The sequence below is a fragment of the Citrobacter amalonaticus Y19 genome, assembly GCF_000981805.1.
GTDB classification, from domain to species: domain Bacteria; phylum Pseudomonadota; class Gammaproteobacteria; order Enterobacterales; family Enterobacteriaceae; genus Citrobacter_A; species Citrobacter_A amalonaticus_C.
The window spans coordinates 1-17,224 of record NZ_CP011133.1; the positions used below are offsets into that span (position 1 = coordinate 1).

Consider the following 17,224-nt stretch of genomic DNA (forward strand, 5'->3'; position numbering starts at 1 on the left):
ATATGCGTATACTTTACGTATAATGCGTAAAATGATGCTCTATGCGTACAATTGTAACGGCAATCAGATTGAGACGCTAACATTCTATTTTCTTTTTTCTGTTTTTTGCGATCAAGAAACTCAATTTATGAGTCGGTCATTTCCACCGCTGGCGATTAAGGGGGTTAAGTAACCCACGGCCGGGCAGAACCCGGAGAGGCTGGCTGGCGATTAAGGGGGTTAAGTGACTCACCTGCCGGGCAGAATCGGAGAAGCTAGCTGGCGATTAAGGGGGTTAAGTGACCCACGGGCCGGGCAGAACCCGGAGAGGCTGGCTGGCGATTAAGGGGGTTAAGTGACTCACCTGCCGGGCAGAATCGGAGAAGCTAGCTGGCGATTAAGGGGGTTAAGTGACCCACGGGCCGCGCAGAACCCGGAGAGGCTGGCTGGCGATTTGTGAAACAACAATAAAGTTTGTCCGCAGACAATAAAGATTGCCCGTAAGAACGTAAAAATACAATAAAGTTTGCCCGTAAGAGCATGATGCTTGTGCTGGAAGATTATTCCACTCGCTGAAAGTTGAATTCAGTCATGGTGAACGCTTTAATCGGTTGGGAATTAGTGCTAACGACGGTGTTAATTTGGAAGAGTGCTAATACAATCGTTGGCGCTGTCACATTGCCCGTAGCGGCCTCAGTAAGAAAAGTTCGGCAACAGAACCTCGCTTAGGGGGATGTTCCCTTTAGTGGATGAAGACCAGTTCATGCTTACGGGCAAACTTTATTGTCTGAAAAGCGCCTTACGGGCAAACATTAATGTTATCTCACACGATTAAGGGGGTTAAGTAACCCACGGGCCGGGCAGAACCCGGAGAGGCTGGCTGGCGATTAAGGGGGTTAAGTGGCTTTAGCACCGGAAGAGATCCCCGTGCCAGCCATCGTTGAACAAACAATAAAAAAAGCCTCCGAATGAGAGGCTTTTGGGTATTTAATAGAATCAGGCCAATTCGTCAGGGTCGGTGATGGCACTAACGAAGAACTCCGTGCGGTAATCATCCCCCCATCCCAACCAAACAGATGGTGACCCCTCTTTTGCCAGCGAACGGTCACCCGTCATGCTGTCCGCTTTGACAGAAACTGTCACGCATTCTTTGATAGTATCGGCTTCGGCAACCAGTCCAGTACTCTGGGTTTCAAATCCGGCAACTACGACAACTGCTTCCGGGTCGTGTAGTTGAAGCTGAGCGATAAGCTCCTTAACTTTCATTTTGTTCCCCTGCGGTAGTTTTATTCAATTCTACCACGCCAGATGGTCAGGCGTATAAATGCTTGCTGTACAGCTCGAAAGCTTCATCATGTTCCAAATCGTCCAGGATGACGATATCAGGGCCATGTTCTTTTTTGATTTGAGCAATGTATGAAGCGTATTGCGTCTGGGTTTTATACCCCACGACCCACAGTCTGCTATCGCGTAATACACAGATTTTCTTGCGGTACACCCGCTTAAAACTTGATTTAGTTTTGCGGTTGCGCTCTTCCAAACCGACCAGATGATCGATTACCTCAATCAGATTAGCGTCAGTGAAATATGGTTTACCATTGTGTTCACCAAGGCAGATTGGCAAAAGCCCCTTTGCATAGGATTCGGCCTGAGTAAACAGATCTTTTTTCCCCGACTCGAAATTAGCGCAAGTTTCGCCACCATGCCCATCATTCTCAGCTGTACCTATGCTCAGACCGTCGAAAAGGATTGTCGCGTTAAAGCAGACAGTTTCCTGGCTCATGCCAGTGTAGATTTTCAGGCCTTTCAGTTTGATTCTTGTTTGAGTGTTCATTGTGCGTGTTCCCCGTTTATTGTTTGTTATTCCATTGTCAATCACGTTCAGCTGGTGACGAAGTGATACGGAGAAATATTTAATAGGTCGCCTGATAGCCGGGCTGGTGGCAGCCGCAGCCCGTAGTCAGTACTTCGGGATCGTTCTTCCGAAAAGCTACCACAGTCTCCACAGCGTTTTGGGGGGGTTAACCCCCATACGCTTTGAGACTTTGCCCTGGCGGGCTGAGAATTCGCCTAATCGCCCCGTGAGGGCGCTATTCGAATTTACATGCCGTGCCAGCTTCGCCTGAGACCGAAGCTTTAGACGGCTTTTGCCCGCGTGGCGGGCAGACATGTTTACGTGCGCATTGCGCACGATTTTCTTCGGCTACAACTCAGGGTTGTGCTGGGGATTGGCTTATTGCCATATTCTGCAACGACGATGGGGATGGCTGGCTGGAACGCGAGGATTTAAATCAGACTCTATATCGACTGATATCTACGACGGTGTCAGCCGGATCTGTTGCCAGCTTACAGGTCACTTGACCTTCCTGATCCAGCATCAGTGTTGCGGTTAACGGTTCATTTTGAGCATCGATTACAGTGACATTCACGCGTAACCGTGTTGGGAGCATCATCAGAATTCGCGTAGGACTCTCTGATAATGACACGTTTCTGGCTTGCAGAACCGCTAAAACTCTCTTCATTAACTCTGCCTGGTCGATCATATAGTCACATGCCACTGGATGTATTGAGATGAAATCGTGCCTACCGCAGGGCTGCACGAAAGATATAAATCAGTATGACATGCGGGCCGGACTCAAACCATCAATTACTGGAACCAGGCCGAAGATACCGCTCTGCATTTCTTTGTGTTGAATTTACATGATTGTTATTTTGTGAATTATCTGTCCTTTATCATTCACTGGTATCACTTAAATTCAAAGCGAACAGGAGATGATTGGATTGAATGTCTATTAAATGTGAATTACTAGTGCGTTATGAAATGCGGTAATCTGATTTTTCTGTTTTGATATGGTTTTTATGTGAATTATCGGTGAATTGTTTGTGCGCTACTAATCTCCATGTTGCCTTGCTATTTCAATAAAGAGATTGAATAGGGCAGGGGGATGGAAGAGGGGAGAGGGCTTATTCAGCTGGCGCGTTCACCATAAATTCAAGCCATCTTGCCCGGAGCCTGTTTTTATCCAGATTGTAGATCAACGGTTTTATACAGACCCCTTCATACTCAGGGAACTCTATACCGCTTGCGAAGTGAACCTGTAGTGTATCGGGATCAATACCCATCATGTTTGTGTCAAACAGGCGGTGGAATGTTGGTGATAGCAAAACGCCGTTACTGGCGTTATAGCAGCCCGCTACGGATGTTGGTTCAATATGTGCTGCCTCCAGTACACCGTTGAGGTGTTTACCCGATACCGCGCACCGGCTTCCAAAATTCTTTTCCACCAGTTCACGGAACTGAGACTGAACATGCACATCACGAACGCTTACCTCACGGCGGGTACTCGGTGAACGCATACGAATATCTGCATGGGGGAGGTGACCACGCGGTAATGGCAATACTGCCGGTTGCTCACCCATTACTGGATTTTGCTCCTCGCAGTAGATGTCTACGGACTCCATTAAACGGGATGTGTCATTACCAAATCGGCGAGTAAACCAGAGCCTGAAATGAACCAGCCGTGATGCAGGAATTTTGTTTCGTACATATTTCTGAGCATTCTCCTTTTCGACTTCAGTATCGAGTAAAGCCAGGCGGGCCTGAGAAGAACGAATTTCTTCCTGGTCTCTGAGATATCCTGCTAGCAGGCAGTCATTGGAACTATGATGTTCGTACCGTCGTGGATAACCTGATCCTGTTTCTACCACGCCAAAGGCTTTGTACCTGAACATTCGGGGAAATAGCTTAAGGGCTACCCGGTCATTTCGTCGGGCGAGGGATCGAATCAGATAAGTGATCTCCTGCTCATGGTCAGAATACTGAGTTGATAATAGAACGCGTCGAATTACCTCTGTTTTATCTATACCTGACATTATCCCCCTGCGAATGACACCACGGAGGTGAGCCTTATGTCTTGCCCCATTAATTAGACCGAACTCCCGGGACAAGCTGACATATTCTTTCAGCTGGTGATGCATGGGGTCAGTAAACGCCTCTGGAGGAATCGCCTGGTATGCTTCTGAAGAAAATAGTCGGAAAGGCATTTCTTCCGACGCTATCCACCCTTCTCGTCGAAGCCGAATAATCGTCATAATGAGATGTTCGATACCGGGCATATCAGGCTCGATGTACAGCGTCATCAGAGTGTTCGTCATTCCAGTAGAAGGGCTGGCAGAAGGTGGCGTGTTGCTCATAGGGTAAGGTACTGCCTGGACGTTGAGGAAGCGCTTATGTTACGGAACTAACGCTGAGGGTTTTTAGCTCCCGTTGCGAACGGTGAAGTTACGGGCAAAAAAAATCCCCGGCTTACCGGGGAAGTTAACATTCACCTCCAGAAGGGTTGGAGGCAAAGCCGGTTGGGCGACCGGCCACAGGGAAACTACGGCTTAATGCCGAGAACCACACCGCCATAGACCAGGTACATCACGATGGCGAACAGCATGAAGAAATGGGTTACCGGGTGAGCCAGCGCGGCTGCTGCCGCATGGCTTGCGTTGAGCTTCAGTGAGCCAAAAGAGTGATTACGAACAGCTTGTGCTTTCATGGGTCGCTCCTATTAACGGGTACATGTTGTGGCTTCTGTATCCAGTATCTGGGGAGTGACTCAGGTGACGAAGAAAACGAGGGTATAAAAAGCCATTTATTTTCAGAAAGATAATCTCGGTTTCGTTTCGTGTTATGCTTGCTTTTCCGGGCACAAAAAAAGCCGTCAGGCGAACCGGACGGCTTTTAGAAAACAGGCTTTATACCGACATATCAGCGGGTCATGTTTGCAGCTTAACCCCCTTAATCGCCAGTGCATTGCCACCAGCAGTACGAGGACTAACGCTTAAATATCGTAGCGGCCTTCTTTGATTTGCTGGAGCTGTTCAGCCAGCGCCTTCGCCAGTGGTTCGGCCTCTTCTTCGTCATCCAGATTGTCGACGAGCGTCAGATTTGACTCACCCGGACGGCGGGCATAAACCCCATACGCTCGTTGCCCGGTGATATCGGTGACGGCAGTCTGAGAGTGATCGCAGATGATATTGCCGTGTCGGTCTACCGGCCCGAAACTGATGGCCTCATAATCCGCATCGTGACCCAGTGGTAGATCACGCATAACAAACAGGCGCAATGGGGCAACGTCATACTCTGCCCCACATTTTGCGGCCACATCCAGCTCGTTAATTTCGCGGAGAAAATCCTTCGCGACTACGGAATCAGAATGCATCCGGTAAATGGTCGACGCGGCCCAGATTGCACCGGCATAAAATTGTGAATCTTCTTTTGTCATTTAGCACCTGCTCTTAATTGTCATGGGTATGCCGGTCGAACGGTATCGCCGCGCTGACCGTCAGTATACGGTTATTTCCTTTGCGCAGCTGTCGCACTGGTATTCGTTGATACCGCCTGTTGCAACCCAGTTTTGTGCTCCGCATCGGCAACTAAGCAGATGGCGCATACCAGGAGCAAGCGCCCGCTCTGAAAACGACTCAACCGGGACTTCGCCCGGGTAGTAGTAACCTTTTATCAGCTTGTTGCATGAACGCCCGTCAGTGTCGGTGTAATGCAGATACACCTTCCGGGTATAAATCATACCGGAGTCAGTGCCGAACTGCGTTTTCAGAAGCATACATATCCTCCAGACGCTGAACACATTGTTGTGCGGCCTTATCAAGTAGTTCAGCCGTGGGTTCATCATAGATGCCACGTACCATCAGGCCAAATATTTCCGGGTCTACAGACAGATCGTACATGCATACGCGAACGCCAATCGCTGTACGTAGCGCGTAGACATGGCGGTTAGGCTTTCCGCCGATTCCGGTGACCGACGCGACATTCTCAAAATTACCCGGGTTAACCAGGTTAATCACGGGGCACGATATACACTCAGGGATCCGCTTCAGACCCACCGCATCCAGATACAGGCTGCGGCCCACCTTCAGGTTTTTTGGCAACGCCTGTAACGGCATGGCTTCGAGGGCCAGATTTTCTTCAAGATGCAGGTTATCCGGCAAAGTGGTAATGCGGGTGTTGGATAGCATCATACTGCCAGCGACTTTCAGCGTTTCCGGCAGGTAGGCGATATCAGTACACATGATGTCCAGAACTCGGCCCACCGTAAGATTTTCCGGCAGATACTTTAGGCGTGATGAATTCGCCATGAGCGTACCGGTAATGGTCAGGTTGTCAGGGAGAGATTCCAGCTCAGAGTAGCTGATAAACAGATTGCGGGCCACCAGCCCGGCAGGGATGCTATGAATGCCCGCCAGAATGGTCAGGGTGTTCGTCACGGTCAGATTCGCGGGAATATAGTCACAGGGAATTGCCGTATCTTCTGGCTCAAGCGTAAACCCGACACGAAGATCGCCTTCAACGATGATTCGTCCGTCCTGAAGGGTAAAGGCCACACCATTCGCTGCCAGTTTATCAATGAAGTCTGTCATATCGGTTTCCTTTTAATGGCCCGACGAACCGGGCCAGAGGTTCAGAGTTTGCTGACAAAGTTCTGTTGCGTGAACAGGTACATATCGCCCTGCTCATTGAACATGCACAGATTTTCGAGGATTCGCTTTTCAATCCAGCTGACCGGCTTTTCACGCATATCCTTCGCGAGTGAAAAGGTGTTTTGCAGCCGGGCAATGCGGTGATGGTCATTGATTGCCCGGTGAATTGCGGCCTTTGACGCTGCTGCCTGCTTCTTCACGTTGTTGCGGGCACACCATAATTCGCCACCAGCGGCTGATGCTCGCGCTGCTTGCTGTCGTGAGGCGTCCAGTTGGTCATAACTATAAAGGTTAGGCATGATGTCCCCTGTCATGGTTTTGTCGTTATAAACCTATTATCCGGCAGGCGGAGCAGGTGACGAAGGGCGCTGAGGTTGTCCTGATGGTGAAAAGATTGCCGTTAGTGTTCCATATGGTATAATTAAATTACCAAATGGGAGGTCTAATTATGACGATGAAAGTTTTTTCTCCAGACGTGACCAAATCGAACCAGCACTGCTTATGGCAGGTTGTTGGTCTGGACAATGACGGTATCGGGCTGATGGACAAAATCAATCACGGTCTCGATGGCACAGTAGCTAAGCACATTTCGGAATGGGCTAACATCACGCCGTCTGAACTGCGCAAAATGTCGGGCATACCGAATACGACGTTTAATCGTAGCATCAAAGACCGTTTCACTGCCGATCAGAGCGAACGTCTGGTGCGCATTATCCGCGTCATTGAACGTGCTGTAGAGCTGTTTGAAGGTGACAAAGAAGCAGCGCACAAATGGATGAACGAAGCGAACCGTGGTCTGAGCTGGAAATCACCGGCAGAGGTTGTTTCTTCTGAGACTGGTGCGCTCGAAGTTATGCGCCTGATTACGCGTATTGAGCACGGGGTATATTCGTGATCCTTTACCGTTTGACCAAGACTCGTTATCTGATGACTGCGTGGTCTGGTCTGGGTGCAAAAGAAGCGGGGGGCCGCTGGAACAGCGTTGGCACAGCAATGGTCTACCTGTCCGAAGCGGCCTCCCTTACCATGCTTGAAACGCTGGTACACATTAACGCACCGCAGCTACTGGACGACTTTACCCTGCTGAGTCTCGATGTACCGGATGAACAGATCCAGACATTCGACATGAACCTGCTTCCTGATAACTGGGCAAGTCAGGATGCTCCTGCCGAGCTGGCGCACTACGGTGATAGCTGGGTTGAAAGCGGTTCTTCAATCGCGCTACGTATCCCCAGTGCGCTGTCTCCGGTTGAATTCAACTACCTGCTGAATCCCGCTCACCCTGAACTCTTTGAACTGATGGCTACCGTCAGGAAAATTCCGTTCCGGTTTGATTCGCGCCTGAAATAACACCATGCAATTCCCCCACAGTAACGAACTGAGGTGTGTCTGATGGTAAAGAAAGCGAAAGCCTATAAAGCTGTTATCTCTGCAATTGCCTTGTTTGTCTTTGTATACTGGGGACTTGATCCCGATACAATTTGTAAAACGGTCGGTGATACCTCTCAAGCCTGCGGTTATTCAGGCAAGAATGACGCGGTGAGTATGGTTGGTTTCATCTTTGCAGTGATGCTGACGGTGATGGCGGGCGCGATGCTTTTGGCGTGGGTCAGGAAAGATTAATCGGTACTCTGGTAATTCCCTTCGTTACATGGGGTGACGCTCTTCACTGAGCGCCACCAACCAGACATTACAAACGGGTAGATGATTCAATCGCGGCTGGAAGGCTGCTGTTCAGCGCGTCGAACCCGCCAAATGCCCGGCCCTCTTTATTCAGCACCAGATGCATCGGCGTTTCATGGATATTACGGGCGATGTAATCGTTGATGAATGCCCGCGCCTGATCGGCATTTTTAACCTCCGCCGTTTCCGGCATGGTGTTGTGGAAACGATTAAAGACGACAGAGACATAATTCCCTTCAATTCTTACCTGGCGAGTCGATACAGTGAGTTTCATGGTCATTTTCCTGTAGTGAATGTGGTGAGTCGCAGTGGCCAGAGTTTCAGACAAGGCGATGGACGACTGGCTGAGCGGCATTAAAAATCACGTTTTCAATCAGCAGAGGGGCTGCGCCGGTTTTCGGCAGAACCGTCAGGGTATAAATAAACCCGACACGCTGGGTCAGTGTGACCTGCATATCATCGGTTTCCCAATGGGTCACGCCGGGAGCTTCTGTACGGGAACAGAACAACATACCAAGGCCAGTGATGCGGTTAATGACGTAATCGTCGGCATCCTGTTTGCGGGTATCGCTCATCGCGTCCCATGACTCAGTGAGGCTCACTGCCAGATCGACCAGTTGGCTCACGCTGAAATCACCTTTCACGCAACGGCAGGCCACTTCAGCGCCCAGCCATTCAGCAATATCGTAGTACCAGATGCCCACCTCTTCAGAGGCCTGATAAGCAGGCTCACAGGCTAAACAGATACGTCCTGCGACGTCCAGCATCCATTCGGCGCAATCAATTTCGCCACCAGCCAGCGTTTCACAGATCATGGTCTGGATGCTGTCACACTCGAAAGTAAGGGCGATAGGATTTGCCTCTGATAATGCAGTCAGGCGAGCGACTTCCTGCTGGAAGCCCTGAAACATGAACATGGCGCAGATAGCTGGATTTAACATGGTAGACCCCTGTAGTTATGTGTGTTGTTCGTTTTGTTTACATAACCAGTTAACCATGCTCCCCGCAGGTGACGAAGGCTTTCGGGGCAGAAAGTGCAAAAAAATAACCGACCATTAAGGCCGGTTATTATCTGGAGGATATGGGGCGGAAAACCGCGTTATGCCTTCACTTTCGCCATAAACAGCTGCATGGTTTCTTCAGCAAGCGGAGTGCCCACCTGCTCAAGAACATACTCTGCGACATGCGGGGTGAGAATGAAGTCGATAAACTCCGGCAGGGTCAGATTGTTCAGGCTTGGTAGCTGTCTGGACAGCGCATTCTGATAATTTTCCACTTCTCCCAGTTTGCGCTCGGGCCAGTCCACCAGTTCAGGGTGCTTTTCCTTCAGTGCGAGACCGCGCTCCGGGAAACTGTTACTGATGGGGTGTCTGGCGAGGGCGGGGATCAGGAGATTCGCCAGAAAATCTACTTTCTCGTAATCAAGACAGACAGAATTCATATAGGGTTTACCTCTTGCCACTGGCTATGATGTTCGCTTGCTATCTGGAAAACTCTACCAAAGCAGCTGGCGATATCTCATTGAAAAAGCCAGCAGAATGCGGTCATTTCCAGCAGGCATTACCCCATCTGATAACTGTCATAAGATGCCCCGCAGGCTTCCACCAGCGCATCGAGATCACCGGCAAAGTCTCTGGCCCGCTTCATCAACGCACGGTGTAATTCCGCTGGTGGAATGTCATCGCTACTCTTCGCCGGGTACTCAACACTGAACGCGATGGTAAACGCATGGCTATACCACGGCCCGGCATTCTGGTTTTCAAAGCGGGCCATCAGCTGGCTTTCGGTTGTATCGGTAGCAAATGTATCGAGGTGGACGACATCGACCGGCACGTTGAGCGCTCCGGCAGTGGTTGATGCCAGTTGCCGGGCTTCATCCCCTCGCTCAGGCGGTACGCAGAGGAGGCATTTCCCGTTCAGTACCACCAGCGTCTGACCGTAGGTTGTACTGACGATGCTCACGGTGTTAGCCGGTGGCAGGTGCGTGGTTGCAGTGTGCTGCATGGTGTTCTCCATTAGGTCACTTACATAGCAACCAGCTTACCCGGCACAATTCAGCTGACGAAATAAGGAAGGGCAGATGTGTATCGTTCGCAAAATACAGATATTTTTCATCATCAGCACCGGTAGTTACGGGGCAAATTGCAGGTATCCGGTACAATGGCGATATTAAGGGCATGACATGCAGAACCGTGTGGCCCGGCAGACGGATACCGAATATCAGCAGAAGGAACCAGGACAATGCAGGAAATCGACTTTGACCATATCCAGATAAACCTGAACCCACGAGCGTGTGATGTCACGCCTATCCCGGAAGACCTGAAAAGGGAGCTGGCGTATCTGGGCGCTATCGCCGAGAGAAAGAAATTCGCGGCAAGCCTGATCGTTAATCTCTACAACCCGGATGTTTGCGGGGCAGACATGTATAAACTTACGGCCTATTGCCGTAACGAGTCATGCGATACCCTTCGCGATGGCATGATGACCCTGATACAGCTTTGTGCGTACATGGAATCACATGAGATCTATGGCGAGGCGTTTGTCAAAAAACTGATCAAACAGTGGGAATTTCGTCAGTAGCCTGCGCCTTTGATTACGGTGATTTAGCAGGTCGCCGGTAATGAAGTTGAATGTGCCCGCCATATTATGGCGGGCTTTTTTACACGCAATTTGTACCTTTTAAAATGCGTTTAGTGCTCTTATTTCGTGACATTATGCACCTATGGTCAAATGGCTGTTATCACTCCGTCCTGGAATGGTAAATCAGACAGCCAATGCCCCATATCAATTGCTGGAGGTGCAATTTGGAATTCATTACGCCCTATACCATTAGTGCTGCGATTGCTGTTTATTTTTTTCTTATTTTGTCGCTGTATGGCTTTAACATCGCCCAATATCTGCTGCTCTTTAGCGCAGTGTGGTTCGGTATGTGCGTTATAGTGGAAACAGTAGCAAGAAAGCTTCAACTTAGTGGGCTAGAGAACGTTATGTGGTTTGCCCCCGGTTTGTGCGGTTGTGTGCTTACGGGGGGCGTTATTTACCGTGCGGTGCAAGTGTACAAATATTTAAAAAACGAAACCCGAAAGCAACTGTCGTCTCTTAACCTCCTAAATTAACGGTCATAAACTTCATTACTGATTGCCGAAGGTATCAATATGGATCCATCCACCCTGAATTTAGCCAGCGCGTCAACGGTCATTTATCTGGTTCTTACCTTGCTGTTGTATGGCGTACATCTCGGTAAGCATATGGTAATCGTATCTTTTTTGTGTTTACTTATTATCGTTTTAGCAGGTTCGGCGGCAAAAGCACTAAATTTTGATGTATTAAGGATCCTTTCGTGGTTTCTCCTCGTCTTTTGCGGTTGTGTTCTTGCTGGTGGCGTTATTTACCGTGCGGTGCAGGTGTACGAATACTTTAAAGCACGGAAAAACAGCAAAACGAAATCAACGGTTGTCTCTTAATCCCTCGCAATAAAACACCTTTCTGACAGGGCGCTAAGTGCGCCCTTTTAATTTTAAATACCCGGTAAGGTCTTACCCGGCATTTCCTTCTCACTTTCAACTGCCAAACCATAACGGCAGAAGAAAATTGACCAGTCGAAGCAATTCGACCAGGAGTTCAACGTACAGGTAATGAAAGTCTTTCATTTTTATCTCGCTGCATGTGGTAGATACGCCAAATCGTTGCATCACGACTTTTGCAGGTGTGAGATTTAATTTCTTCGGGCGGGTTGTCAGGTATCACGACGTTAAGGCAGGCAAGCGCAGGAGTCACAGTTTCGGGAATTTTTTTGCTGGTGGAGTGCCCACCAGCTGCGGGCGTGGTTACTTGATGGTTTTCAGGAGGGTGAACTTTGTATCGCATCGGCTGCATCGCGCTTTCAGAGACCCGGAACGCACCTGTTTTAGTTTCCCGGCGCACTGCGTACAGGCTACGTCCTTCACACGTTGCGCCATGCGCTCATCCACAGCGAGTGTTTTGGCCGGGTTATGCTTACGCTTGGGAGCCTTCAAAAGCCCCAGCGCCCGCAACGTGGCCTTGTACTCCCGGGCTATCCACTGACCGTCGCGCTCATAGTGCAGGCCATCCCCCATCATATCGCCAAGCTTAATCAGCTGCTGATGCAGCGCATTTTCTTCTTCAGGACTCATATACCTTGCTCCCTTTGAACTATTCAGGCCGAAACCGGGCCGGTTGATACCCCATCTGAGGCCACCAGCGCCGTTACAGGCGATTTAGCGAAGCTGACGCTCTGCTGAGTAGAGTCGAACGAGAATCGCATCCAGCGCTCCACAGAGCGCGATCCTGAAGCTTTCGCTATGACCATCCCGCTCGCGCATCTCCAGAAGGGCATCCAGCTCGTTATCGTCAATCGGCAGTGGCCCGGAGCAGAAGGTTTTCACCATGTCAGAGGTGTCAGGGTTTATGCCTGCATGGCGCAGGATATCGGGAATTTCAGACCGGTAGATCACCGGTCGGCCTGATGGAGGTGTCCACGTTATCGGGTCTATCTTCAGTCGCGGTAAGCCAGCACCGGCGAGGGCTTTATTCAGATCGTCTATCAGCACGACATCCGCTCCTGAAGGAGGGTGTACGCCGAGGGCCGCAGGGATTTCGACAGAGATATTGTGCATGGCGTTTACCTCAGTGAAGGACGTGATTAACCAGCGACGGGGGGATATCGAGTGACCCGACACTCCAGCCATTGGCAGTTGTCGCAATAAGATCAGGCCGGAACCCACCCCAACCCGTCACACGGCCCGCATCGTTGACCACCACTACCAGCGGCGCACCGGTATTTTGTGTCAGGCGAACGAGGTCAGCGTTGTCCACCAGCGGGATCTCATTCACATCCACCCCAGCCAGAGAAAAGCGGGTAAGCGTCATACGGCATTTCGGACAATCAGGGGCAGTAAACACAGTAATTTTCATTGAGATAGCCTGGTGTGTTCGGGATATATTTATTATCTCAGCTTTCTACGGCTGACGAAGTGCGGCAGGGGAAACGGCGGGCGATAGTGCGATTAGCCCCCAGAACGGTGAGCGTGAGAGTTCAGCGCATTAACCCGGGCAATCAGGGCTTCGGCTCGCAAAGTATTCAGCCCCTCATGGCGTTGGGTCAGAAAAAGGGCAGGGCAGTCGGCAGGAAACAGCCGGGCAGTATCGTCCACGAAGGTGTAATACTGTAGGCCGAACCGTTTAACGACCGCCATGCACTCGTGGTAACGCACGTGGTTATCTACCAGCCCATCAAGATCGGGATTGAGTCCCGCAATCCGCTCGCGTATACCCGCAGGGAAATGACTCAGCACCATTTCCCGGGGTACGCCGATACGCCAGTTTGTGGAAAGGATAATTCCCGCCTGCGGGCATTGCGTTAGCACGTGATCCAGTACAGGCATAAACTCCAGCGACCCGTTTTCAGCCCGGTGGAGTACGCCATCAATGTCGAGGAAAATCCAGTGACGACCGGCATCTATTTCCAGCCAGAACTCGCCCGCAGAGCGCCGGGCCGACATCTGATCCATATCGTCCTGGCTGGTGAGCCGCGCTAACCACTTTTGCACAAATCCGAACATGAAAGCCTCTCATTGCCGTCGTTCAAATACAGAACCGGCAACCATCAAAATCATACGGATTCTGTTGCCATGAAATACGGCCACATCCGGGACAATTCCAGCGAGTCAGCCCCATTGACTGTCGGCGATTCTGGCGTTTCAGCCAGGCAGGCATCAGCAGACCGGCCCCCTGCGTCATTTGACGGCGATTTATCAACTCAATACTGAAGGTAGGGCGCTTTGCAGTGTCGGCGATGCGGTGGGGTAACCAGACAACATCCGGGCTATCTGCCTGCGGTGAGCCAAACCGTCTTGCAAGGGAAAAATCCGTGGTTGTGCCCGTATCCGCCAGCCAGAACAGATCATTTCCGTCCCATTGGCCTTTAACGAACCCGACATATCCGGTGGCGCTTTCAGTAAGGTCTGATTGTCCCGGCACAAGCTGATGATCGACATGAAACACAAGATGGCGGTCGACAGCATTAGCATCAATCGGCAGGTCAAACTCCCGTCCCGTATTCCATGCACGTTGTGCTTCCTCGCGGGTGTAAACCCGTGCGTTACGCTGATCGGTGCTGTAACCCCTGCCGTGATGGCTATGAAAGGCGGTATTGCTACCAACGGTGTCACGCAGGCTGACCAGATAAAAACGGTCTTTCATGAAACCCTCCAGAGGGTGCTGGTGGGAAAAATGCCCGGTGCGGCAGGTTACCGACACCGGGCAGAGGGGGAGTTAGCTTTCGATTTTGCTGACGCTTACGGTGTCATCGTTGTTGCGTTTCACACCCAGCATAGTATCGCCATCGACTTCGATAATGCCGTCAAAGTAGTCAGTCATTTCGTCATAACTGACTTCATCCAGGTCATCGAGCCAGTAGGAGGAGCCATCCGGCAGCACAAACTGACCATCTGGTGCGGCAAGGTCATACGCCAGCGGGGTAACCGTGAAGTAATATTCATTGGTGAACCAGACAGCGCCTACCACCAGCGGGTGATCAATGTGAAATTCGACAGTGTTATAGCTCTGCGCCGCAATGGCATCCAGAAGCTCAATGAAACCCGGCATTGTATCGCCATCCCAGCCATCGTCTGGTAAGGACGGCTTGAGGCTATCCCAGTCGCTCAGGCTGAAAAACACAGTACCCTCACCGTCATCGCTGATATGGGATGAAATGTACGTTGCGCTTGCTTTTGAAGCCATTGCAAACAGGAAAGACTCATCGAGCACATGTTTGATGGAGGCTTTCAAAACCTTGTCAGTGCCTGCTGCCGGGATAATCGCTAACATAAAACACCTCAGTTGTTGTGTTGGTCTGTAGTTATTATCGAACGGCTGAGTCTGCTGACGAAGGGAAAAAGGCGACAAAATGTGGCTATTTTCTCAATAAAATCAGAAAGATTGTGACGGCCCGAATTCAGATGAAACGGGCGCAGGCGGGGATTTATTTGCTGGCGGATTCAGCTTCGTAAATAACTTCGTCGGCCCAGTCGCGATCAAATCCCGGCATCGCCGGTAATGCTGCAACGACATCGGCAGGCAGGGCATCAATATACTCTCGCATGGCTTTTGCCACTTCCAGCAGTTCATTTTGTTTCATCAATTTTTCGCTCTTTATCTCTGTCAGAAACCATCCAGCAGGAAGTCCACAGCGCCTTTGATAGTGTGCCGGAACGGAGATGCATCCATGACCGCCTGACCAAGCTGCTTCACGCGAACCGAGGCCATTTCATGTGTCATCAGGATAACGTCATTCCCTTCCACCTGAATAACCGGAGTTAACCGCGCAACCGGGGCCGAGGCTCCTTTTTTCAGCAGATGAAGCGGGATCACCAGACGGGTATTCAACTCACCAATGATGTCGCTCTGTATATCCAGCAGGTAAGGATATGCCTGGCTATTGCCGGTATTGCGGTAAACGGTGTATTGCATTATCAGAACGTCCTGTATTCGTCAGACAGTAACCCATGCTCTTCAGTGATGCGGTTCAACTCCTGAATACCAGCACGATTCTGTCGTTTCCATTCTTCCGCAGCACTGGCCTTCAGTTTGCTCTGAAGCGCTTCTGCCAGCGTGGCGGACAAGTTAATCCCAGCGTCTCTTGCCTGCTGTACAAGCATTGGCTCAAGAGTGACACTGACGGTTTTTTTCTGGCGAGCAGCTGTAGTCTGCATGTGTCCCCCAATAAAAAAAGCACGTGTCAATTACACGTGCTTTAAGTATGCGCCCATTTTATCCCACCAGCAAATCTGTCTGCTTTCGAAAGAGTCTACTGCGTCACTTCAGCAGGTCAGACGGTCTAAATTGATGAGGCTAAGATTTTCCAATCATGATTAACAACACACGCCGGTTTGGCAGGTTAGTCGCAATTTTGGCAGCTTGTTCAATACTTTGCGCTGTATAGGCTACCCCTCGTTCTTTCAGGTTTTCAGCGTTCTGACGTAGCGTCTCCTCTGAAAAACTGGATGATTCATCTATGCCTACCGGGCCCGGCTTTGCACCGCGCAAACTGAATGGCACAGGGCCATGCCAATCATTTTTTACCAGTAACAGTCGGGCATCAATGATCCGTCCTCGTAACGTTCTTTCGAGGAGGTAACTTTTTCCGGTTCCAGTGCTGCCAATCAGGCAAACGGTGTAACCGAAACGCAATGCCCATCGAATGATTAGAGCCCAATACCGCGCCCGGAACGCGGAAATTACAGGCATATCACCTGGTCTAAATACCGCTGCGAAAAGACATGAATAGCAATATTTCTCAGCGTTACAATCTTTCATAAAACTTTGTCCAGTGGTGTTTTTTTGGGGAATTTCCTGCCTGCCCAACAGGTAGCTGGTGTCTCTGAAGTACATAACATCTTGTAGTTGCCTCTGACTATCTCTCTGGATATAGACTTATCAAATTCATTTTTATCCATATCAAATAGCCAGTAGAACCCATCAGCATAGATAATTGTGGTTCGATTAGGATCCGAAGCTACGACACGAGCATCCGTAATCAAATTCTCCTCATAGCGCAAAGGCGAAGCGGAGAAAAAGAATATTATTAATACGAACCAACTCCCTATGAAACACGGTAAAAGATGTTTTTTGCAATCCTTTAAACCATCTTTGTTGCCTTTCATTTTGTAGTCATAAAGACCAAGCAAAAAAAGTAAGAAAGAAAAAGCAAACCCCAGAAAAACGTGGGTATAAAACTGATGGATGCCATCACTCCATGTAATACTGATACTTCCAGTATTTGTTCTTTTTGTTGTTATTTCTAATACGGAAATGAAAATAGCTGTTAACTGACTGAAGCAAAATATTTTAATGCTTAATTCAGACTTAAATGCTTTGTTATATACTAATACAATCACAAAAAGCATTACGATTACAAAAGCTGTAATCATAAACTCACTCATCATCATGAGCACACTGCTATTAATACTGTAATTTATGTTCATCATCATTCCTTAATTTCATAACTTTTTATCATTTTATTGGAGAATTGACAGACTTATCGGGTAGGGGGGTT

The 17,224-nt window shown here is 49.7% G+C and carries 29 protein-coding genes; 6 read left to right on the top strand and 23 right to left on the bottom strand.

Going from position 1 to position 17,224, the window contains the following annotated elements; translation table 11 throughout:
• Positions 1–975: 975 nt before the first annotated feature.
• The 8 genes from F384_RS26110 to F384_RS26145 form a co-directional block, all read right to left on the bottom strand.
• Positions 976–1,245, bottom strand: a complete 270-nt coding sequence (locus F384_RS26110; protein WP_046498669.1) for a hypothetical protein — start codon at positions 1,243–1,245, stop codon at positions 976–978.
• Between the two features lie 46 nt (positions 1,246–1,291).
• Positions 1,292–1,813: a hypothetical protein gene (locus tag F384_RS26115; protein WP_046498671.1), complete on the bottom strand. Its 522-nt coding sequence runs from the start codon at positions 1,811–1,813 to the stop codon at positions 1,292–1,294.
• Between the two features lie 1,130 nt (positions 1,814–2,943).
• Positions 2,944–4,119, bottom strand: coding sequence for an HNH endonuclease signature motif containing protein (locus F384_RS26125; protein WP_226991687.1), 1,176 nt, complete (start codon positions 4,117–4,119; stop codon positions 2,944–2,946).
• A gap of 239 nt (positions 4,120–4,358) precedes the next feature.
• Positions 4,359–4,523 (bottom strand): hypothetical protein, encoded by a 165-nt coding sequence (locus tag F384_RS30195; RefSeq protein ID WP_167337385.1) that lies wholly within the window; start codon positions 4,521–4,523, stop codon positions 4,359–4,361.
• Between the two features lie 285 nt (positions 4,524–4,808).
• On the bottom strand, positions 4,809–5,252 hold the full coding sequence (locus F384_RS26130; protein WP_046498679.1) for a hypothetical protein: 444 nt from the start codon (positions 5,250–5,252) through the stop codon (positions 4,809–4,811).
• Between the two features lie 60 nt (positions 5,253–5,312).
• The gene (locus F384_RS26135) at positions 5,313–5,591 is read right to left on the bottom strand and encodes a hypothetical protein (RefSeq protein ID WP_046498685.1); all 279 of its coding nucleotides are present in this window, start codon (positions 5,589–5,591) and stop codon (positions 5,313–5,315) included.
• On the bottom strand, positions 5,563–6,405 hold the full coding sequence (locus F384_RS26140) for a hypothetical protein (protein ID WP_046498690.1): 843 nt from the start codon (positions 6,403–6,405) through the stop codon (positions 5,563–5,565). The genes F384_RS26135 and F384_RS26140 overlap by 29 nt, the downstream gene beginning before the upstream one ends.
• Before the next feature lie 41 nt (positions 6,406–6,446).
• Positions 6,447–6,764, bottom strand: a complete 318-nt coding sequence (locus tag F384_RS26145) for a hypothetical protein (RefSeq protein WP_046498696.1) — start codon at positions 6,762–6,764, stop codon at positions 6,447–6,449.
• A gap of 155 nt (positions 6,765–6,919) precedes the next feature.
• Between F384_RS26145 and F384_RS26150 the strand changes: the two genes are divergently transcribed.
• From F384_RS26150 to F384_RS26160, 3 genes are read left to right on the top strand one after another with little or no spacing between them, the layout of a single operon-like run.
• Positions 6,920–7,360, top strand: coding sequence for an antitoxin Xre/MbcA/ParS toxin-binding domain-containing protein (locus tag F384_RS26150; RefSeq protein WP_046499459.1), 441 nt, complete (start codon positions 6,920–6,922; stop codon positions 7,358–7,360).
• Complete coding sequence (locus F384_RS26155) at positions 7,357–7,815, top strand: RES family NAD+ phosphorylase (protein WP_046498702.1); 459 nt, start codon at positions 7,357–7,359, stop codon at positions 7,813–7,815. The genes F384_RS26150 and F384_RS26155 overlap by 4 nt, the downstream gene beginning before the upstream one ends.
• Before the next feature lie 42 nt (positions 7,816–7,857).
• Entirely contained in the window at positions 7,858–8,088 is a 231-nt protein-coding gene (locus F384_RS26160; RefSeq protein WP_046498706.1) for a hypothetical protein, read from the top strand.
• A 67-nt stretch (positions 8,089–8,155) separates the two neighbouring features.
• Here the strand turns inward: F384_RS26160 and F384_RS26165 are convergent, their stop codons facing one another.
• The 4 genes from F384_RS26165 to F384_RS26180 all read right to left on the bottom strand — a co-directional run bounded on the left by F384_RS26165 (position 8,156) and on the right by F384_RS26180 (position 10,152).
• Positions 8,156–8,422 carry a hypothetical protein gene (locus F384_RS26165; protein ID WP_046498709.1) on the bottom strand — a complete coding sequence of 89 codons (267 nt, stop codon included), beginning with the start codon at positions 8,420–8,422 and terminating at the stop codon, positions 8,156–8,158.
• A 46-nt stretch (positions 8,423–8,468) separates the two neighbouring features.
• Positions 8,469–9,089, bottom strand: coding sequence for a hypothetical protein (locus tag F384_RS30555; RefSeq protein WP_226991688.1), 621 nt, complete (start codon positions 9,087–9,089; stop codon positions 8,469–8,471).
• A gap of 158 nt (positions 9,090–9,247) precedes the next feature.
• A complete protein-coding gene (locus F384_RS26175) occupies positions 9,248–9,589 on the bottom strand; it encodes a hypothetical protein (RefSeq protein ID WP_046498712.1) in 342 nt (113 codons plus the stop codon).
• Between the two features lie 119 nt (positions 9,590–9,708).
• The gene (locus F384_RS26180; RefSeq protein WP_046498716.1) at positions 9,709–10,152 is read right to left on the bottom strand and encodes a hypothetical protein; all 444 of its coding nucleotides are present in this window, start codon (positions 10,150–10,152) and stop codon (positions 9,709–9,711) included.
• A 237-nt stretch (positions 10,153–10,389) separates the two neighbouring features.
• On the opposite strand from F384_RS26180, the gene F384_RS26185 reads away from it, so the two are divergent.
• The 3 genes from F384_RS26185 (at position 10,390) to F384_RS26195 (ending at position 11,612) form a co-directional block, all read left to right on the top strand.
• Entirely contained in the window at positions 10,390–10,728 is a 339-nt protein-coding gene (locus F384_RS26185; protein WP_046498719.1) for a hypothetical protein, read from the top strand.
• A gap of 224 nt (positions 10,729–10,952) precedes the next feature.
• Entirely contained in the window at positions 10,953–11,264 is a 312-nt protein-coding gene (locus tag F384_RS26190; RefSeq protein ID WP_046498724.1) for a hypothetical protein, read from the top strand.
• A 39-nt stretch (positions 11,265–11,303) separates the two neighbouring features.
• Entirely contained in the window at positions 11,304–11,612 is a 309-nt protein-coding gene (locus F384_RS26195) for a hypothetical protein (protein WP_046498729.1), read from the top strand.
• A 363-nt stretch (positions 11,613–11,975) separates the two neighbouring features.
• Here F384_RS26195 and F384_RS26200 read toward each other — a convergent pair whose 3' ends face one another.
• The 11 genes from F384_RS26200 to F384_RS26245 form a co-directional block, all read right to left on the bottom strand.
• Entirely contained in the window at positions 11,976–12,302 is a 327-nt protein-coding gene (locus F384_RS26200; protein ID WP_046498732.1) for a hypothetical protein, read from the bottom strand.
• Between the two features lie 84 nt (positions 12,303–12,386).
• Entirely contained in the window at positions 12,387–12,785 is a 399-nt protein-coding gene (locus F384_RS26205; RefSeq protein WP_046498736.1) for a hypothetical protein, read from the bottom strand.
• Between the two features lie 10 nt (positions 12,786–12,795).
• Entirely contained in the window at positions 12,796–13,083 is a 288-nt protein-coding gene (locus tag F384_RS26210) for a glutaredoxin family protein (RefSeq protein ID WP_226991689.1), read from the bottom strand.
• A gap of 92 nt (positions 13,084–13,175) precedes the next feature.
• Positions 13,176–13,730: an HAD domain-containing protein gene (locus F384_RS26215; protein ID WP_226991690.1), complete on the bottom strand. Its 555-nt coding sequence runs from the start codon at positions 13,728–13,730 to the stop codon at positions 13,176–13,178.
• A 22-nt stretch (positions 13,731–13,752) separates the two neighbouring features.
• Positions 13,753–14,370, bottom strand: a complete 618-nt coding sequence (locus F384_RS26220) for a hypothetical protein (RefSeq protein ID WP_046498741.1) — start codon at positions 14,368–14,370, stop codon at positions 13,753–13,755.
• Between the two features lie 72 nt (positions 14,371–14,442).
• The gene (locus F384_RS26225; RefSeq protein WP_046498747.1) at positions 14,443–14,997 is read right to left on the bottom strand and encodes a hypothetical protein; all 555 of its coding nucleotides are present in this window, start codon (positions 14,995–14,997) and stop codon (positions 14,443–14,445) included.
• Between the two features lie 154 nt (positions 14,998–15,151).
• Positions 15,152–15,307: a hypothetical protein gene (locus F384_RS30200; RefSeq protein WP_167337386.1), complete on the bottom strand. Its 156-nt coding sequence runs from the start codon at positions 15,305–15,307 to the stop codon at positions 15,152–15,154.
• A gap of 23 nt (positions 15,308–15,330) precedes the next feature.
• On the bottom strand, positions 15,331–15,639 hold the full coding sequence (locus F384_RS26230; RefSeq protein ID WP_046498752.1) for a CcdB family protein: 309 nt from the start codon (positions 15,637–15,639) through the stop codon (positions 15,331–15,333).
• Positions 15,640–15,641: 2 nt separating this feature from the next.
• The gene (locus F384_RS26235) at positions 15,642–15,881 is read right to left on the bottom strand and encodes a type II toxin-antitoxin system CcdA family antitoxin (RefSeq protein ID WP_046498757.1); all 240 of its coding nucleotides are present in this window, start codon (positions 15,879–15,881) and stop codon (positions 15,642–15,644) included.
• 139 nt (positions 15,882–16,020) lie between these two features.
• Entirely contained in the window at positions 16,021–16,485 is a 465-nt protein-coding gene (locus tag F384_RS30245) for a hypothetical protein (protein WP_193388325.1), read from the bottom strand.
• Positions 16,482–17,159: a hypothetical protein gene (locus F384_RS26245; RefSeq protein WP_226991691.1), complete on the bottom strand. Its 678-nt coding sequence runs from the start codon at positions 17,157–17,159 to the stop codon at positions 16,482–16,484. The genes F384_RS30245 and F384_RS26245 overlap by 4 nt, the downstream gene beginning before the upstream one ends.
• Positions 17,160–17,224 lie beyond the last annotated feature (65 nt).

Excerpts from the sequence above, each read along its gene's own strand:
- F384_RS26110 (WP_046498669.1), bottom strand. The coding sequence starts at position 1,245 with ATGAAAGTTAAGGAGCTTATCGCTCAGCTTCAACTACACGACCCGGAA.
- F384_RS26115 (WP_046498671.1), bottom strand. The coding sequence starts at position 1,813 with ATGAACACTCAAACAAGAATCAAACTGAAAGGCCTGAAAATCTACACT.
- F384_RS26125 (WP_226991687.1), bottom strand. The coding sequence starts at position 4,119 with ATGACGCTGTACATCGAGCCTGATATGCCCGGTATCGAACATCTCATT.
- F384_RS30195 (WP_167337385.1), bottom strand. The coding sequence starts at position 4,523 with ATGAAAGCACAAGCTGTTCGTAATCACTCTTTTGGCTCACTGAAGCTC.
- F384_RS26130 (WP_046498679.1), bottom strand. The coding sequence starts at position 5,252 with ATGACAAAAGAAGATTCACAATTTTATGCCGGTGCAATCTGGGCCGCG.
- F384_RS26135 (WP_046498685.1), bottom strand. The coding sequence starts at position 5,591 with ATGCTTCTGAAAACGCAGTTCGGCACTGACTCCGGTATGATTTATACC.
- F384_RS26140 (WP_046498690.1), bottom strand. The coding sequence starts at position 6,405 with ATGACAGACTTCATTGATAAACTGGCAGCGAATGGTGTGGCCTTTACC.
- F384_RS26145 (WP_046498696.1), bottom strand. The coding sequence starts at position 6,764 with ATGCCTAACCTTTATAGTTATGACCAACTGGACGCCTCACGACAGCAA.
- F384_RS26150 (WP_046499459.1), top strand. The coding sequence starts at position 6,920 with ATGAAAGTTTTTTCTCCAGACGTGACCAAATCGAACCAGCACTGCTTA.
- F384_RS26160 (WP_046498706.1), top strand. The coding sequence starts at position 7,858 with ATGGTAAAGAAAGCGAAAGCCTATAAAGCTGTTATCTCTGCAATTGCC.
- F384_RS26165 (WP_046498709.1), bottom strand. The coding sequence starts at position 8,422 with ATGAAACTCACTGTATCGACTCGCCAGGTAAGAATTGAAGGGAATTAT.
- F384_RS30555 (WP_226991688.1), bottom strand. The coding sequence starts at position 9,089 with ATGTTAAATCCAGCTATCTGCGCCATGTTCATGTTTCAGGGCTTCCAG.
- F384_RS26175 (WP_046498712.1), bottom strand. The coding sequence starts at position 9,589 with ATGAATTCTGTCTGTCTTGATTACGAGAAAGTAGATTTTCTGGCGAAT.
- F384_RS26180 (WP_046498716.1), bottom strand. The coding sequence starts at position 10,152 with ATGCAGCACACTGCAACCACGCACCTGCCACCGGCTAACACCGTGAGC.
- F384_RS26185 (WP_046498719.1), top strand. The coding sequence starts at position 10,390 with ATGCAGGAAATCGACTTTGACCATATCCAGATAAACCTGAACCCACGA.
- F384_RS26195 (WP_046498729.1), top strand. The coding sequence starts at position 11,304 with ATGGATCCATCCACCCTGAATTTAGCCAGCGCGTCAACGGTCATTTAT.
- F384_RS26200 (WP_046498732.1), bottom strand. The coding sequence starts at position 12,302 with ATGAGTCCTGAAGAAGAAAATGCGCTGCATCAGCAGCTGATTAAGCTT.
- F384_RS26205 (WP_046498736.1), bottom strand. The coding sequence starts at position 12,785 with ATGCACAATATCTCTGTCGAAATCCCTGCGGCCCTCGGCGTACACCCT.
- F384_RS26210 (WP_226991689.1), bottom strand. The coding sequence starts at position 13,083 with ATGAAAATTACTGTGTTTACTGCCCCTGATTGTCCGAAATGCCGTATG.
- F384_RS26215 (WP_226991690.1), bottom strand. The coding sequence starts at position 13,730 with ATGTTCGGATTTGTGCAAAAGTGGTTAGCGCGGCTCACCAGCCAGGAC.
- F384_RS26220 (WP_046498741.1), bottom strand. The coding sequence starts at position 14,370 with ATGAAAGACCGTTTTTATCTGGTCAGCCTGCGTGACACCGTTGGTAGC.
- F384_RS26225 (WP_046498747.1), bottom strand. The coding sequence starts at position 14,997 with ATGTTAGCGATTATCCCGGCAGCAGGCACTGACAAGGTTTTGAAAGCC.
- F384_RS30200 (WP_167337386.1), bottom strand. The coding sequence starts at position 15,307 with ATGAAACAAAATGAACTGCTGGAAGTGGCAAAAGCCATGCGAGAGTAT.
- F384_RS26230 (WP_046498752.1), bottom strand. The coding sequence starts at position 15,639 with ATGCAATACACCGTTTACCGCAATACCGGCAATAGCCAGGCATATCCT.
- F384_RS26235 (WP_046498757.1), bottom strand. The coding sequence starts at position 15,881 with ATGCAGACTACAGCTGCTCGCCAGAAAAAAACCGTCAGTGTCACTCTT.
- F384_RS30245 (WP_193388325.1), bottom strand. The coding sequence starts at position 16,485 with ATGAAAGATTGTAACGCTGAGAAATATTGCTATTCATGTCTTTTCGCA.
- F384_RS26245 (WP_226991691.1), bottom strand. The coding sequence starts at position 17,159 with ATGATGATGAACATAAATTACAGTATTAATAGCAGTGTGCTCATGATG.